The organism is Marinobacter nitratireducens, from assembly GCF_000708045.1.
Taxonomy (GTDB): domain Bacteria; phylum Pseudomonadota; class Gammaproteobacteria; order Pseudomonadales; family Oleiphilaceae; genus Marinobacter; species Marinobacter nitratireducens.
This window is the reverse complement of sequence record NZ_ANIE01000003.1, coordinates 927,705-941,645: the sequence shown is the minus strand read 5'-3', so window position 1 is coordinate 941,645 and position 13,941 is coordinate 927,705. Positions and strand designations below refer to the sequence as shown.

General features: G+C 56.5%; 14 protein-coding genes. All 14 read left to right on the top strand.

From position 1 onward, the window contains the following. Window positions 1-165: 165 nt before the first annotated feature. Window positions 166-1,119, top strand: a complete 954-nt coding sequence (gene accA / locus D777_RS06195) for an acetyl-CoA carboxylase carboxyl transferase subunit alpha (protein WP_036129523.1) — start codon at window positions 166-168, stop codon at window positions 1,117-1,119. Beyond that, complete coding sequence (gene tilS / locus D777_RS06190) at window positions 1,103-2,464, top strand: tRNA lysidine(34) synthetase TilS (protein ID WP_036129522.1); 1,362 nt, start codon at window positions 1,103-1,105, stop codon at window positions 2,462-2,464. The genes accA and tilS overlap by 17 nt, the downstream gene beginning before the upstream one ends. Window positions 2,465-2,552: 88 nt before the next feature. Beyond that, window positions 2,553-4,181, top strand: coding sequence for a CTP synthase (locus D777_RS06185; RefSeq protein ID WP_036129521.1), 1,629 nt, complete (start codon window positions 2,553-2,555; stop codon window positions 4,179-4,181). Between the two features lie 2 nt (window positions 4,182-4,183). Continuing rightward, window positions 4,184-5,029 (top strand): 3-deoxy-8-phosphooctulonate synthase, encoded by an 846-nt coding sequence (kdsA, locus tag D777_RS06180; protein WP_036129520.1) that lies wholly within the window; start codon window positions 4,184-4,186, stop codon window positions 5,027-5,029. A gap of 57 nt (window positions 5,030-5,086) precedes the next feature. Beyond that, window positions 5,087-6,382, top strand: a complete 1,296-nt coding sequence (gene eno / locus D777_RS06175) for a phosphopyruvate hydratase (protein ID WP_036129519.1) — start codon at window positions 5,087-5,089, stop codon at window positions 6,380-6,382. 223 nt (window positions 6,383-6,605) lie between these two features. Further along, window positions 6,606-6,857, top strand: a complete 252-nt coding sequence (locus D777_RS06170; protein ID WP_051668958.1) for a septum formation initiator family protein — start codon at window positions 6,606-6,608, stop codon at window positions 6,855-6,857. A 5-nt stretch (window positions 6,858-6,862) separates the two neighbouring features. Continuing rightward, complete coding sequence (gene ispD, locus D777_RS06165) at window positions 6,863-7,567, top strand: 2-C-methyl-D-erythritol 4-phosphate cytidylyltransferase (protein ID WP_036129518.1); 705 nt, start codon at window positions 6,863-6,865, stop codon at window positions 7,565-7,567. Window positions 7,568-7,591: 24 nt separating this feature from the next. Further along, window positions 7,592-8,071 carry a 2-C-methyl-D-erythritol 2,4-cyclodiphosphate synthase gene (gene ispF, locus D777_RS06160; protein ID WP_036129517.1) on the top strand — a complete coding sequence of 160 codons (480 nt, stop codon included), beginning with the start codon at window positions 7,592-7,594 and terminating at the stop codon, window positions 8,069-8,071. Then, a complete protein-coding gene (gene truD / locus D777_RS06155; protein ID WP_036129516.1) occupies window positions 8,068-9,168 on the top strand; it encodes a tRNA pseudouridine(13) synthase TruD in 1,101 nt (366 codons plus the stop codon). Before ispF ends, truD begins: the two co-directional genes overlap by 4 nt. Before the next feature lie 11 nt (window positions 9,169-9,179). Continuing rightward, on the top strand, window positions 9,180-9,950 hold the full coding sequence (gene surE / locus D777_RS06150) for a 5'/3'-nucleotidase SurE (protein WP_036129515.1): 771 nt from the start codon (window positions 9,180-9,182) through the stop codon (window positions 9,948-9,950). After that, on the top strand, window positions 9,947-10,603 hold the full coding sequence (locus D777_RS06145; RefSeq protein ID WP_036129514.1) for a protein-L-isoaspartate(D-aspartate) O-methyltransferase: 657 nt from the start codon (window positions 9,947-9,949) through the stop codon (window positions 10,601-10,603). Before surE ends, D777_RS06145 begins: the two co-directional genes overlap by 4 nt. An 86-nt stretch (window positions 10,604-10,689) precedes the next feature. Beyond that, window positions 10,690-11,601, top strand: coding sequence for a DUF368 domain-containing protein (locus D777_RS06140; protein WP_081849481.1), 912 nt, complete (start codon window positions 10,690-10,692; stop codon window positions 11,599-11,601). A gap of 310 nt (window positions 11,602-11,911) precedes the next feature. Further along, window positions 11,912-12,676 carry a peptidoglycan DD-metalloendopeptidase family protein gene (locus D777_RS06135; RefSeq protein ID WP_201443346.1) on the top strand — a complete coding sequence of 255 codons (765 nt, stop codon included), beginning with the start codon at window positions 11,912-11,914 and terminating at the stop codon, window positions 12,674-12,676. Between the two features lie 197 nt (window positions 12,677-12,873). Beyond that, a complete protein-coding gene (gene rpoS / locus D777_RS06130; protein ID WP_036129512.1) occupies window positions 12,874-13,872 on the top strand; it encodes an RNA polymerase sigma factor RpoS in 999 nt (332 codons plus the stop codon). Window positions 13,873-13,941 lie beyond the last annotated feature (69 nt).

Genomic DNA, 13,941 nt, shown 5'->3' with positions numbered 1-13,941 from the left:
CGCGGACTGGCTATCCGGGTTTAACTGCGTGGAATATTAAAAGTTTGTCAGAATGCGGACTCATACAAAGGTCCGCTTTAGCCAGCCACCGGGCGCTGCTATCTTTGTCCCAAATTCTGATTTGGCGGAGTGTGTTTCTGCCTGACAATCAAATGATGGAACATCATGAACCCTAATTATCTGGATTTCGAACAGCCTATTGCCGACCTTGAAGCCAAAATCGAAGAGCTTCGGATGGTGGGTAACGACACCGATATCAACATCAACGATGAGATTACCCGGCTGAAGAAGAAGAGTGTCAGCCTTACCGAGAGTATCTTCTCGAATCTCCAGCCCTGGGATGTGGCGCGTCTGGCCCGACATCCCCGGCGGCCGTATACCCTGGACTACATTGAGTCCATCTTCGAAGATTTTGATGAGCTGCATGGCGACCGTCGCTACGCCGACGATCTGGCGATCGTGGGTGGCACCGCGCGGCTGGACGACAAGCCGGTGATGATTATCGGCCACCAGAAAGGCCGGGAAGTACGGGACAAGGTTAAACGCAACTTCGGCATGCCCCGTCCCGAGGGTTATCGCAAGGCCCTGCGTCTGATGGAGATGGCAGAGCGTTTCAAAATGCCAATACTCACCTTCATTGACACCCCGGGTGCGTACCCCGGAATCGGAGCGGAAGAGCGCGGCCAGAGTGAAGCCATCGCCTTCAACCTGGCGGTCATGTCCCGGCTGAAGACTCCGATCATCTCGACCGTAATCGGTGAGGGCGGCTCCGGTGGAGCCCTGGCAATTGGCGTCTGCGATCAGCTCAACATGCTGCAGTACTCCACTTACGCGGTTATTTCTCCGGAAGGCTGCGCCTCGATTCTCTGGAAAAGCGCGGAATACGCGGCCCAGGCCGCCGAGGCCATGGGTGTGACGGCCGATCGCCTTAAGGATCTCGGGCTGGCGGATAACGTAGTGCAGGAGCCGATGGGCGGCGCCCATCGTAGCCCGGAGGATATGTCCGAGTCCCTGAAGGCGGTGTTGAGCAAGGGTGTGTCCGAGCTCAGCCGTCTGCCAGTAGACGAGCTGGTTGCCCGGCGGTACGAGCGATTGACCCGTTATGAAAGCGGGCGCTAAGCCCGCAACCGGATTTACCTGGCCGGAAGCGGTGTGTGCTTCGGTCAGGAACCTGCCTGAACACGACCGTCTCTGGGTCGCCCTCAGTGGTGGTCTGGATTCGGTTCTCCTTCTTCACCTGGTTGTCCATTGCCATCAGGGGCGTGTGCCTGTGGGCGCCATTCATATCAATCACCAGTTGCAGTCCAATGCCGGCGACACCGAGGCGCACTGTCGTGCCGAATGCAAGGCGCTGGGTGTGCCAGTCATCGTCCGTCCTGTGACGGTCGAGAAAAACGGTACTGAATCGGGCCCGGGAGGCATCGAAGAAGCGGCGCGTAATGCCCGCTATCAGGTGTTTGAAGAGCTTCTTGAAGCCGGCGACCTGCTGTTGATGGCCCATCATGCTGATGATCAGGCTGAAACCATGCTTTTCCGATTTCTGAGGGGCAGTGGTGTGGCTGGCCTGGCTGGTATGCCTAGAAGCCGGGCGCTGGGCGCTGGTGAGCTGGTTCGTCCCCTTCTCGAATTTGAGCGCGCCGGTCTGGTGGCGTGTGCCCGTCAAGCCGGATTGTCCTGGGTCGAGGATCCAAGCAACGCCGACGAAGGCTATGACCGCAATTATCTCCGACACGCCATTTTGCCAAGGCTCAGGTCTCGGTGGCCGGGGTTAACCAGGAGGCTTAAGCACACCTCCAGTGCCTGTGCCGAAAGTGAACAGCTTCATCAGCGCCTGGCCTCACTTCAGTTGGGAGAGCTGATGGACGACGCGGGCCGGCTGTCGGTTGAGGGGGTTCAGGCCCTGTCCGACGCTGAGCGGAAAAACCTCCTTTTCTGGTGGATCCGGACAAGCGGATCACCGGTGCCGACATTGGCAGATTGGGGGCAGGTGGCGAACGACCTGTTATATGCCGGCGATGACCGTGAGCCCGAATTACGTGGTGCAGGGTTCAGTGTTCGTCGTTTTCAGGGATGGCTTTGGCTGGTTCCGGATCCCGCTGAGTTTCCTGATTCCGACATTTTGCTTGAGCCGGGAGAGTCGGTCCGCTGGGGGGAGTGGTATGTTCGCCTGGAACCGGTTGCCGGTGCCAACCCTGAAAATGCTGCCAAGCCAATACGGATATCTACGAGGCAGGGAGGTGAAACCCTGCGTCCACACCCGGGTGGGCCGTCCAGGCGGTTGAAAACCTGGTTCCAGGAACAAGGTGTTCCCCCCTGGGAAAGGCCCCGGATGCCGTTGTTTTTTGCGGTTTCCGAAGGAGAAGAGGAGTTGGTTGCGGTTGGCGATTTGTGGTGTTCTGACCAATACTCCGGAGACGCCCATGCCGCTGGCTGGCGGCTGGTTGTAGAGCGGGATTGTGATTGAGTCAGGGGGGGCTTTCTGGTAGTCTGGCGTCCCATCTTGAGATGAACAATCTCCCTCCTTCACCGAACCAGATAATCACGGAATCTGCATGACGCGTTATATTTTCGTCACCGGCGGTGTCGTGTCTTCCCTGGGGAAGGGTATTGCCTCTGCATCACTGGCAGCCATCCTCGAAGCACGCGGCCTGAAGGTCACTATTCTCAAGCTGGATCCCTACATTAACGTAGACCCCGGCACCATGAGCCCGTTCCAGCACGGCGAGGTTTTTGTCACCGATGATGGCGCGGAAACCGACCTTGATCTGGGCCACTACGAGCGTTTTATCCGCACCCGGATGAGCCGCCGCAACAACTTTACGACCGGCCGTGTCTACGAAGAGGTTATCCGCAAGGAGCGTCGTGGCGATTACCTGGGCGGTACCGTACAGGTCATCCCCCATATTACCGACGAGATCAAACGTCGTGTGGTTGAGGGTGCAGCCGGTGTGGATGTGGCGCTGATCGAGATTGGCGGCACCGTCGGTGATATCGAATCTCTCCCGTTCCTGGAAGCCTGTCGTCAGCTCAAGGTTGAGGTGGGTTCCCAGCGTGCGTTGTTCATGCACCTCACTCTGGTTCCCTACATTGCCACGGCCGGCGAGATCAAGACCAAGCCGACCCAGCACTCCGTGAAGGAAATGCGCTCCATCGGCCTGCAGCCGGATATCCTGCTGTGCCGTTCCGAGCATGAGGTGGATGCCAGCTCCCGTCGTAAGATTGCCCTGTTTACCAACGTTGAAGAGCGTGCGGTTATCCCGCTTGAGGATGCCAAGTCTATCTACGCCATCCCCCGGATGCTCCATGAGCACGGCCTGGATCAGTTGGTCATCGAGCGCTTCAATCTGGACGCCCGTAACGCGGATCTTGGAGAGTGGGACGGTGTTGTCGATGCTCTGATGAATCCGGAGCACGAAGTGACCATCGCCATGGTCGGCAAATACATGGAACTGCTGGATGCGTACAAGTCGCTGATTGAGTCTTTGCTGCACGCCGGCATCAAGACCCGCACCAAGGTCAACATCAACTATATCGATTCCGAGGACATCGAGCGGGACGGTGTCGGGGCGCTCAAGTCCGCCGATGCAATCCTGGTTCCGGGTGGTTTCGGTGAACGGGGTGTCGAGGGCAAGATCCGTACGGTCCAGTATGCCCGAGAGAACAAGGTTCCGTATCTCGGTATCTGTTTGGGGATGCAGGTGGCGGTCATTGAATATGCCCGTAATGTCGCGGGTCTGAAAGACGCCCACAGCACCGAGTTCCGCACCCATACGCCAGAGCCGGTGGTTGGCCTGATCACCGAATGGCTGGACGCGACCGGTGAACGTGAGGAGCGTACCGAAGAGTCGGATCTGGGTGGAACCATGCGTCTTGGTGCCCAGGACTGTGTGCTCACTGAAGGTTCGACCATCGCTAATAGCTACGGCAAGAAAACGATCCGCGAGCGTCATCGTCATCGCTATGAAGTAAACAACCATTTCCTGCCACAGCTGGAAGGCGCTGGCCTGAGGGTTTCCGGTCGCTCTACGGATGGCAAGCTGGTTGAGGTCGTGGAAGCGCCGGATCATCCGTGGTTTGTGGCGTGCCAGTTCCATCCGGAATTCACCTCAACGCCCCGCGACGGCCATCCGCTGTTCAAGGGCTTTGTTAAGGCCGCGCTGGCGAGCCAGAAGGAAGCCTGATCATGGCCCGGAGCAACCTGACCGTCTCGGGAATAGAGATTGCCAACGAAAAGCCGTTCGTGCTGTTCGGCGGCATGAACGTATTGGAGTCCAGGGATCTTGCCTTTGAAGTGGCCGAGACGTACGTGGATGTCTGCGGGCGTCTGGGAATCCCCTACGTGTTCAAGGCATCCTTCGACAAGGCCAATCGCTCGTCGATCAACTCTTTCCGTGGCCCCGGCCTTGAGAAAGGGCTGCAGATCCTGGCGGATATCAAGGACAAGTATGGCGTACCGATTATCTCGGACGTTCATGAGCCGGATCAGGCAGCTCCTGCTGCTGAAGTGTGCGATATCATCCAGTTGCCGGCTTTCCTGAGCCGGCAGACCGATCTCGTTGTGGCCATGGCCCGCACTGGCGCAGTGATTAACATCAAGAAGGCCCAGTTCCTGGCACCCCAGGAGATGAAGCACATCATCAAGAAGTGCGAAGAAGCCGGTAATGACCAGATCATCCTGTGCGAACGTGGTTCGAGTTTCGGGTACAACAACCTGGTGGTCGACATGCTTGGCTTTGGCATTATGAAGCAGATGAATGTACCGGTGTTCTTTGACGTTACCCATTCACTGCAAATGCCGGGTGGTCGTGCCGACTCTGCGGGTGGCCGCCGAGCACAGGTTACTGATTTGGCGCTGGCGGGTATGTCCCAGGGCCTGGCGGGGTTGTTCCTGGAAGCTCACCCGGATCCCGATCAGGCAAAGTGTGATGGTCCGTGCGCGCTTCGTCTGAGCCAGTTGGAGCCTTTCCTCGAGCGTGTTAAGGCTGTGGATGACCTGATAAAAAGTTTTAAACCTGTCGACACCGCCTGATTGGCGGTGTTTGTTTTTGAACACGATTAGACATTGAAAACCTGGAGACCCAGAAGAATGACCAAGATTGCCAACATCAAAGCTCGTGAGGTCCTGGATTCCCGCGGTAACCCGACTGTGGAAGCCGACGTGATTCTGGAAGACGGTACACTTGGCCGTGCATGTGCCCCCTCTGGCGCGTCCACCGGTTCCCGTGAGGCTCTCGAACTGCGTGACGGTGACAAGTCCCGTTACCTTGGCAAGGGTGTTACCAAGGCGGTTAACGCTGTGAACACCACCATTCGCGACGCCTTGCTGGGTAAAGATGCTGCCGATCAGCGTGGCCTGGACCAGGTCATGCTGGATCTCGACGGCACTGACAACAAGGCAACTCTGGGCGCCAATGCCATTCTGGCTGTGTCCCTGGCCGCCGCCAAAGCGGCAGCGACCGCCCTGGACAAGCCGCTGTACGAGCACATTGCCGATGTAAATGGTACCTCTGGCAAATTTTCCATGCCGGTTCCGATGATGAACATCCTGAACGGCGGTGAGCACGCAGACAACAACGTCGATATCCAGGAGTTCATGGTTCAGCCTGTCTCCGCCAAGAGTTTTGGCGAAGCGCTGCGCATCGGTGCCGAGATCTTCCACAGCCTGAAGAAAGTTCTGAGTGCCCAGGGGCTGAATACCGCGGTTGGTGACGAAGGTGGCTTCGCGCCGAACCTGCCGTCAAATGAGGCAGCGCTGGCGGCCATCAAGGAAGCGGTTGAGAAAGCCGGTTACGAGCTTGGCAAAGATGTGACTCTTGCCCTGGACTGCGCGTCCTCCGAGTTCTACAAAGATGGCCAGTACCAGCTGACCGGCGAAGGCAAGAGCTTCGATTCTGAAGGCTTCGCCGATTACCTGGCGGGTCTGTGCGAGCGCTACCCCATCGTTTCTATCGAAGACGGAATGGACGAGAGCGACTGGGACGGTTGGAAGGTTCTGACCGACAAGCTGGGTGAGAAGGTTCAACTGGTTGGCGATGATCTGTTCGTGACCAACACGAAAATCCTGAAGCAGGGTATCGATAAGGGTGTTGGTAACTCCATCCTGATCAAGTTCAATCAGATCGGCAGCCTGTCTGAAACGCTGGATGCTATCAAGATGGCTCAGGACGCCGGTTACACGGCGGTCATTTCGCACCGCTCCGGTGAAACTGAAGACACCACCATTGCGGATCTGGCTGTGGCGACTTGCGCCGGCCAGATCAAGACGGGCTCCCTGTGCCGTTCCGACCGGGTTGCCAAGTACAACCAGCTGCTGCGAATCGAAGAAGCGCTGGATGGCAAGGCACCTTACCGCGGCCTGAGTGAGATCAAGGGGCAGGGTTAATACCCGGCGTTCCCTTTTTTAGCCACGATCGTTATGATCGTGGCGTAAAGAATGCCAAGGCCATCGGGCCCGAGGTGAGAACCCGGGCCCGATGGCCTTTTTACACAATCAGTTAGAAGAATTTGTTGCTAATCTACTCTAAGGTCTATACTCATCATCCAGCGATGAATTTTTGATCGGCTTTTTTCGGAACGATATTGGCGTGAAACTACTCTGGACCACAATGATTGTACTTATCCTCCTGCTACAGGTGCGCCTGTGGGTCGGGGAGGGTAGCTTTGCGCAGGTCTGGGCGCTGGAACAGTCCATTGCCGAGCAGCGTGCCGAGAATGCCGAGCTGGCCGCTCGTAATGACCGGCTCTACGCTGAGGTCCGGAACTTACGTAACGAGCAAAGTGCGGTTGAGGAGCGGGCCCGAATGAACCTTGGATTGATTCGCGAGGACGAGACCTTCTTTCTCGTTGTTGACAAGTAATTGTAATGACCACATCCCCCAAGTACTGGCTTATCGTTCCTGCCGCCGGTATCGGCAAACGGATGCAATCTGACGTCCCCAAGCAATACCTCAAGCTCGATAACCGTTTTATCCTCGACATCACCCTTTCGCGATTGCTGGATCACGCCGATTTTTCCGGCTGTATGGTCCCATTAAGTGCGCAGGATCAGTGGTGGCCCGATTCAGCCGCGGCTGGCGATGATCGTGTTCAGACCTGCACCGGAGGTTCGGAAAGAGCAGATTCTGTATTGTCGGCATTGCATGCCCTGGAAGGTCAGGCCGATGAGAATGACTGGGTACTTGTGCACGATGCCGCTCGGCCGTGTATTCATCCTGACGATCTCGCTAATCTGATTGACACACTTTCCAGCCATCCTGTGGGTGGACTGTTGGCGACTCCTGTTGCGGATACCCTGAAACAGGCAGGTGGGGGTGCGATACCGGAAGTGGAAGCAACGGTGGATCGCAGCCGACTTTGGCGGGCACTGACGCCCCAGATGTTCCGGATTGGTGCCCTGAAAATGGCTCTTGAAAATAGCCTGGCTGAAAGGCAACCGATCACCGATGAGTCCTCCGCCATGGAATTTTCCGGTAACATGCCGGTTCTGGTAGAAGGAAGACCGGATAACCTGAAAATTACGGTGCCGGCGGACTTGGCGTTAGCCGGTTTCGTTCTCAGCCGTCTCTGAATGTTTTGTTTCCCGGAGTGAAATATGCGAATTGGCCAGGGCTTTGATGTTCACGCCTTCTGTGACGGTGACCGCGTTATTCTTGGCGGTGTTGCGATTCCCCATAGTCAGGGCCTGAAAGCACACTCCGATGGCGATGTGCTGCTGCATGCCCTTGCTGATGCGCTGCTTGGAGCGGTTGCGCTTGGCGACATTGGGCATTTGTTCCCGGATACGAGCGAAGAATGGGCCGGGGCGGATAGCCGGGATCTGTTGCGTCGGGTGATGGAACGGGTCTCGGAAGAGGGGTATCAGGTCATCAATGTTGATAGCACCATTATTGCCCAGGCTCCAAAAATGGCGCCTCATGTCGAAGCCATGCGCCTCAACATCGCCGAAGATCTGGGCATTCCTGCCAGTCGAGTGAGTGTCAAAGCGACCACCACGGAGAAGCTCGGCTTTACCGGACGGAGCGAGGGCATCGCCTGTCAGGCCGTTTGTTTGCTGGAAGCTGTGCCCTCGTGAGTAATGCCTCCCCATCTCACAGTAAATGGCGTTTGGATTGGCCCACGTCTTCTGGACGCCGAGTCGCCCATGCAAGGCTCAAGCGTTCCCCGGAGGATTTTTGTGTCTACGAAGACCTCAAGCTGGACGGAATGGTCACGGGTCTCTCTGCTGGGCAGGTGCCTGGGGAGGGTGAGCATCTCCTTGTCCACATTGAAAAGACCGGGGACAACACCGAGTACGTGGCGCGCGAATTGGCGAAACTGTCAGGGTGTCGTCACCTTGATGTCGGATTCAGTGGCCTCAAGGATCGCCATGCCATAACCCGGCAATGGTTCAGCCTGTATCGTCCCGGGCAACAGGCGAATGACTCGGATGTGCTTGCTCTAATCTCGCAACAATGGAAGGTTGTCGAAGCCTGCCGTTATCACCGAAAGCTTCGCCGTGGCGATCATCAGTGTAATCATTTTGTGATCACGCTCAGGGACATGGACGGTGTTAAATCCGATATTGAACAGGCTCTGGCCAGCCTGCGTGAGCGTGGGGCACCTAATTACTTCGGTCCCCAGCGCTTCGGGATTGATGGCGGCAACCTTGATCGCGCAGCCGTCATGGATCCGTCCGCACTGGACCAGCGTCGTCGCGGCAAAGGTCGAGGACGTGGAAAGCGTAGTGGCGGACGTGACTCGAAAAACGTATTGTACTTTTCGGCGGCACGTTCCTGGATCTTCAACGAAGTGCTTGCGCGTCGGGTTGAGGAAGGGAGCTGGTTGGAACCCCTTTCGGGTGAGACGGGTCTTCCTGATCAGCCGGGTGTGGTCACCGGGCCGCTCTGGGGGGATGGGGGATCTGGTGCATCCGGGGAACAAGCTCAACTCGAACAGGCAGTGGCAGAGCAGGCTCCGGAGCTTCTGAAAGTATTTTCAACAACCCGGATGCAGCCTGAGCGCAGGGCGCTCTCGACCATTCCGGCAGAACTGTCCTGGAAGTGGTTTTCGAATGACTCCCTGGAACTGCGTTTCAACCTGCTCCCGGGACAATATGCCACTACGATTCTGAACGATATTTTTGAGATCGAGGACATGAGCCTCGGCCACCATAATAAACAGCAAGGCTAGCGGAGAACATCGTGCGTATTCTGTTGTCGAATGACGACGGGGTTCATTCACCGGGGCTGGTAGCCCTGTATGAAGGGCTTCGGGGTCTGGGTGACCTGGAAGTGGTCGCCCCGGATCGAGATCACAGCGGGGCAAGTAATGCCCTGACCCTCAATCGGCCGTTAACGGTTGAACAGCACCCTAATGGCTTCCGGTCAGTTGATGGCACACCAACCGATTGTGTCCATCTGGCGGTCAATGGTTTGTTTGATGTTCCCTTTGACCGGGTTGTTTCCGGCATCAATACCCACGCCAATCTGGGCGATGACATCATATACTCCGGGACCGTGGCCGCTGCAACGGAAGGTCGCCATCTCGGACTGCCGGCTATTGCCGTGTCCCTCGCCAACGAGGGGTTATTTCACTACGAAACCGCTGCCCGGGTTGTTCGGCTGTTGCTGGAGCACAACCGTCCTCTGGTTCTTGGGCCCCGATCGATTCTGAACGTCAATGTCCCGGATGTGCCATGGGATGAATTGAAAGGCTTCAGGGTTACCCGTCTTGGGCGTCGTGAGCGAGCTGAGGGCGCAGTACCCATGACCTGCCCCCGGGGCAAAGAACGTTACTGGATCGGTGCGGCAGGAGAGGGCGGCGACGCCGGGCCAGGCACCGACTTCCATGCCGTGCGTGAGGGGTATGTGTCGATTACACCCGTCCACGTTGATATGACGCGTCACGAAGCGCTGGTGCCGCTGGATGAATGGGTGGATGCGCTCCCGGATGGGTTCGGGGGGCAGGTATGAGTGCGCAACTGGAAGGCATCGGAATGACATCCCGGCGAACCAGAATGCGATTGGTTCAGAGGCTCCGCGAGGCGGGGATCGAGTCGGATCGGGTGCTGGAAACCATGGGTGAGGTTCCGCGCCATATATTTCTCGACGAGGCCCTGTCTCATCGAGCCTACGAAGATACTTCTTTGCCGATCGGTCACGGACAAACGTTGTCCCAGCCCTATATTGTTGCCCGGATGACGGAGCTTTTGCTGGCCCATGAGCCTGCCCGTGTTCTCGAGCTTGGTACCGGTTCCGGCTATCAGACGGCGGTTCTCTCCCGTTTGTTTGATGAAATCTACAGTGTTGAACGCATAAAACCGTTGCAGGACCGTGCCAGAGATCGTCTCAGGCAGCTTGGAGCCCGGAACGTGCTGCTCAAACATGCCGATGGGGGCATGGGCTGGCCGGACCGGGGGCCATTTGACGGTATTATCGTGACCGCGGCGCCGGTAGAAGTGCCGGCTGAGCTGTTGGCCCAACTCGGTGATGGCGGTGTCCTGATCGCACCGGTCGGAGAAGAAGAACAGGTACTGGTGCAGGTCACTCGGAGGGGAGACAACTTTGATTACCAGGAATTGGAGCCTGTCTATTTTGTGCCCTTGTTAGGAGGTGTGATCCGTTGAATGACGTGGGCGTTGAAGCAACACCGGCCACTGATGAAGTGGATCGTAGCCATCGGCCGGTAGGTATTTTCCTCCGGGGTGTTGCCATGGGAGCGGCGGATATCGTCCCCGGGGTATCCGGAGGCACGATTGCGTTCATCACCGGTATATATTTCCGCTTGCTGGAAGCGATCAATGCTGCGCCTAAAGCCGCACTCCGGCATCTTTTCCGGGGCCATTTGAAGTCCTTCTGGATCGAAATCGATGGTGCCTTCCTGTTGTGCCTGCTGGCGGGCATTCTCGGCAGTATTGTGACCCTTGCCTCTGCGATCAGTTTTGCGTTGGAGGCCTATCCGGTGCTTATCTGGAGTTTCTTCTTCGGCCTTATTCTTGCCTCCGTCTGGCATGTCGGGCGACAGGTCAGGCGATACCGGTATTCGTTGGTGCTCCCGCTGAGTGCAGGCATTGCTGTTGCCTGGTGGATCACGACCCTGTCGGTTGGCCAGGCAACACCCTCCGCGCCGCTCTTTTTTGGTGCCGGTGCACTGGCGATATGCGCCATGATCCTCCCGGGGATTTCCGGGAGCTTCATCTTGCTGATTATCGGCATGTATTCACCGGTCTTGACCGCCATAAAGGGTGGAGATATCGGCATACTGCTTTTGTTTATGGCGGGATGTGTTGTCGGGTTATTGTCGATTGCCCGACTGATCACCTGGTCGTTCCATCATTTTCACGATCATGTTCTGGCATTGCTGACAGGCTTTATGATTGGCGCACTGAACAAAGTCTGGCCCTGGAAGGAGACCCTAAGCTGGCGCACCAACAGTGCCGGTGAGCAGGTGCCATTGCAGGAGGTAAGTATTATGCCTGCTTCGTACGCGGAGCTGACGGGGCAGGACCCGCAGATCGCACTGGCCATTGTTCTGGCTTTGGCGGGATTGTTTCTGGTTTTCGCTCTGGAATGGGTTGGAAGCCGGTATCAGCAACCTGTAAGCGGTGCGCAAAGCGAAATGTGAAAGATGCCAAAAGTGTTACCTGATGCGCAGAACCGGTGTTTCGGGCGGTAACAATAGTGGCCGCAGAGTAACTTGGATTCCGGATAGAAATGTGCAATATATTAGCAAGTTACTCTAAAAACTTTAGAAATTGCTTTGGTACTCTGTAGTTCTTATACGGATTTTTCATAACCGGACAGCTCTTATTTCTGTGAGATTTTTGCGTGGGCTAATCATCGCCGTATTAACGGCCTCCCCGCGGTTCCCATCCGGTGCCCACGTACCGACTCGTGCATCCAAAGCGGGCCTGTGTCGTCCGACTCTGCTGCTGATGCTGCCCCTTTTCGTGTTGCTGGGAGGCTGCAACAGCCAGGCGATTTACCAGGACGATCTCTACAATCCTCCCGTTTACTGGGGGCGCCATGTGGTTCAGTCCGGAGAAACCCTGTATAGCATTGCCTGGCGCTACGGCAGGGACTACAGGGAGTTGGGCAGTGCCAATGGCATTGGTCCTCCCTGGCATCTCAGGGCGGGACAGGTACTTCGTCTCGACCTTCGCGGATCCGCCACATCGTCAAACCAATCCACGCGCACAACCCCCTCTGTTCGCCCATCCCGGCAGGCGACGGTGCGTGTTCCAAAGCCAGATACATCGCCCAAACCTGATGTTACTCGAGCACCTGACAGAGCAACACCGCTGGCTTCCCAGACTCAGACAGTGGCCAGAATCAATTGGCGCTGGCCGCATATTGGCACCGTAATTGCTGGATATTCATCATCCGGGAAAGTCAACAAAGGAGTTGATATTGCCGGTAAACCCGGGGATGCTGTTAGGGCAGCTGCTAGCGGAAACGTGGTATACGCTGGCAACGGGTTGCTAGGTTACGGAAACCTCATTATTGTGAACCACAGTGAGCGTTATTTGAGCGCTTACGCCCACAACCGGAAGATTCTGGTGCAGGAAGGGGAGGATGTGAAAGCCGGTCAGGTGATCGCTGAGCTCGGTAGCAGTGGCGCAGAACGACCCATGTTGCATTTTGAGATACGAAAAAATGGCAATCCGGTTGATCCCGCCCATTATCTGCCTCCGCGCTAGTACCAAACAGACAGCCAGGATGCTGCCCAACACCTGAATTGGCACTGACAGAAAACCGCAAAAAAAAACAACAAGGGTTACGGCGATGGCCGGCCAACCAACTGATGTCCTGAAAAAAGCACGGATACGAAAAAGATCCGCAATAACAAGAAGTATTGGATCAACACCCAGGATTATTAAGAGGCGGGGCAAGAACCATGTCAGCAGAGCAAGATGAAGTGATCATTGATCGTGTAGCGGATCTGGAAGAATCTGAGGATCAGCTGCTAGCCGAAGAGAAGGTCGAGAAGGATTCATCCGGTAGCGACAGTGCCGAATCCAGCGGCGACTTTCCCACCCAAGGGCGTTATTTTACCAGTCAGAAACAGCTGGATGCCACCCAGCTTTACCTCAACGAAATCGGTTTCTCTCCACTCCTGACTCCCGAAGAGGAAGTCTATTTTGCCCGCCTTGCCCGCAAAGGCGAAGAGTCCGGTCGAAAACGGATGATCGAAAGCAACCTCCGCTTGGTGGTTAAAATCGCCCGCCGTTACGTGAACCGGGGACTAACGCTACTGGACCTGATTGAAGAAGGTAACCTCGGTCTCATCCGTGCAGTGGAAAAGTTTGATCCGGAGCGTGGCTTCCGGTTCTCGACTTACGCGACCTGGTGGATTCGCCAGACCATTGAACGGGCGATCATGAATCAGACCCGGACCATCCGTTTGCCCATTCACGTGGTCAAAGAACTCAATCTTTATCTACGCGCCGCGCGGGAGTTGACTCAGAAGCTGGATCACGAGCCTTCCGCCGAAGAAATCGCCCGCATGGTCGACAAGCCGGCTGCGGACGTGAAACGGATGCTCGGCCTGAATGAGCGGGTTGCCTCCATGGACACGCCGATTGGTTCAGGAGGAGAAAAGTCCTTACTCGATACCGTTGCTGATGAAGGCGCTTCTGATCCTGCCGATCTGCTTCAGGATAACAACATGTGCTCCTGTCTCGGTAAATGGATCGACCAGCTTAGTGAAAAGCAACAGGAAGTTCTGTCACGGCGCTTTGGACTGCGTGGCTACCCGGTAAGCACGCTGGAGGAAGTCGGCCAGGAAATCGGGCTGACCCGGGAGCGGGTGCGTCAGATCCAGGTAGAGGCGCTTCGCCGTCTGCGGGAAATACTAGAGAAAGAAGGGCTTTCAGGAAACCTTTTGTTCAAGTAGCCCCGCTGACCTGTCCTTTCTGAAAAGCCGACCAGTGCATCTGGTCGGCTTTTCTGTTTCAGTAACCCC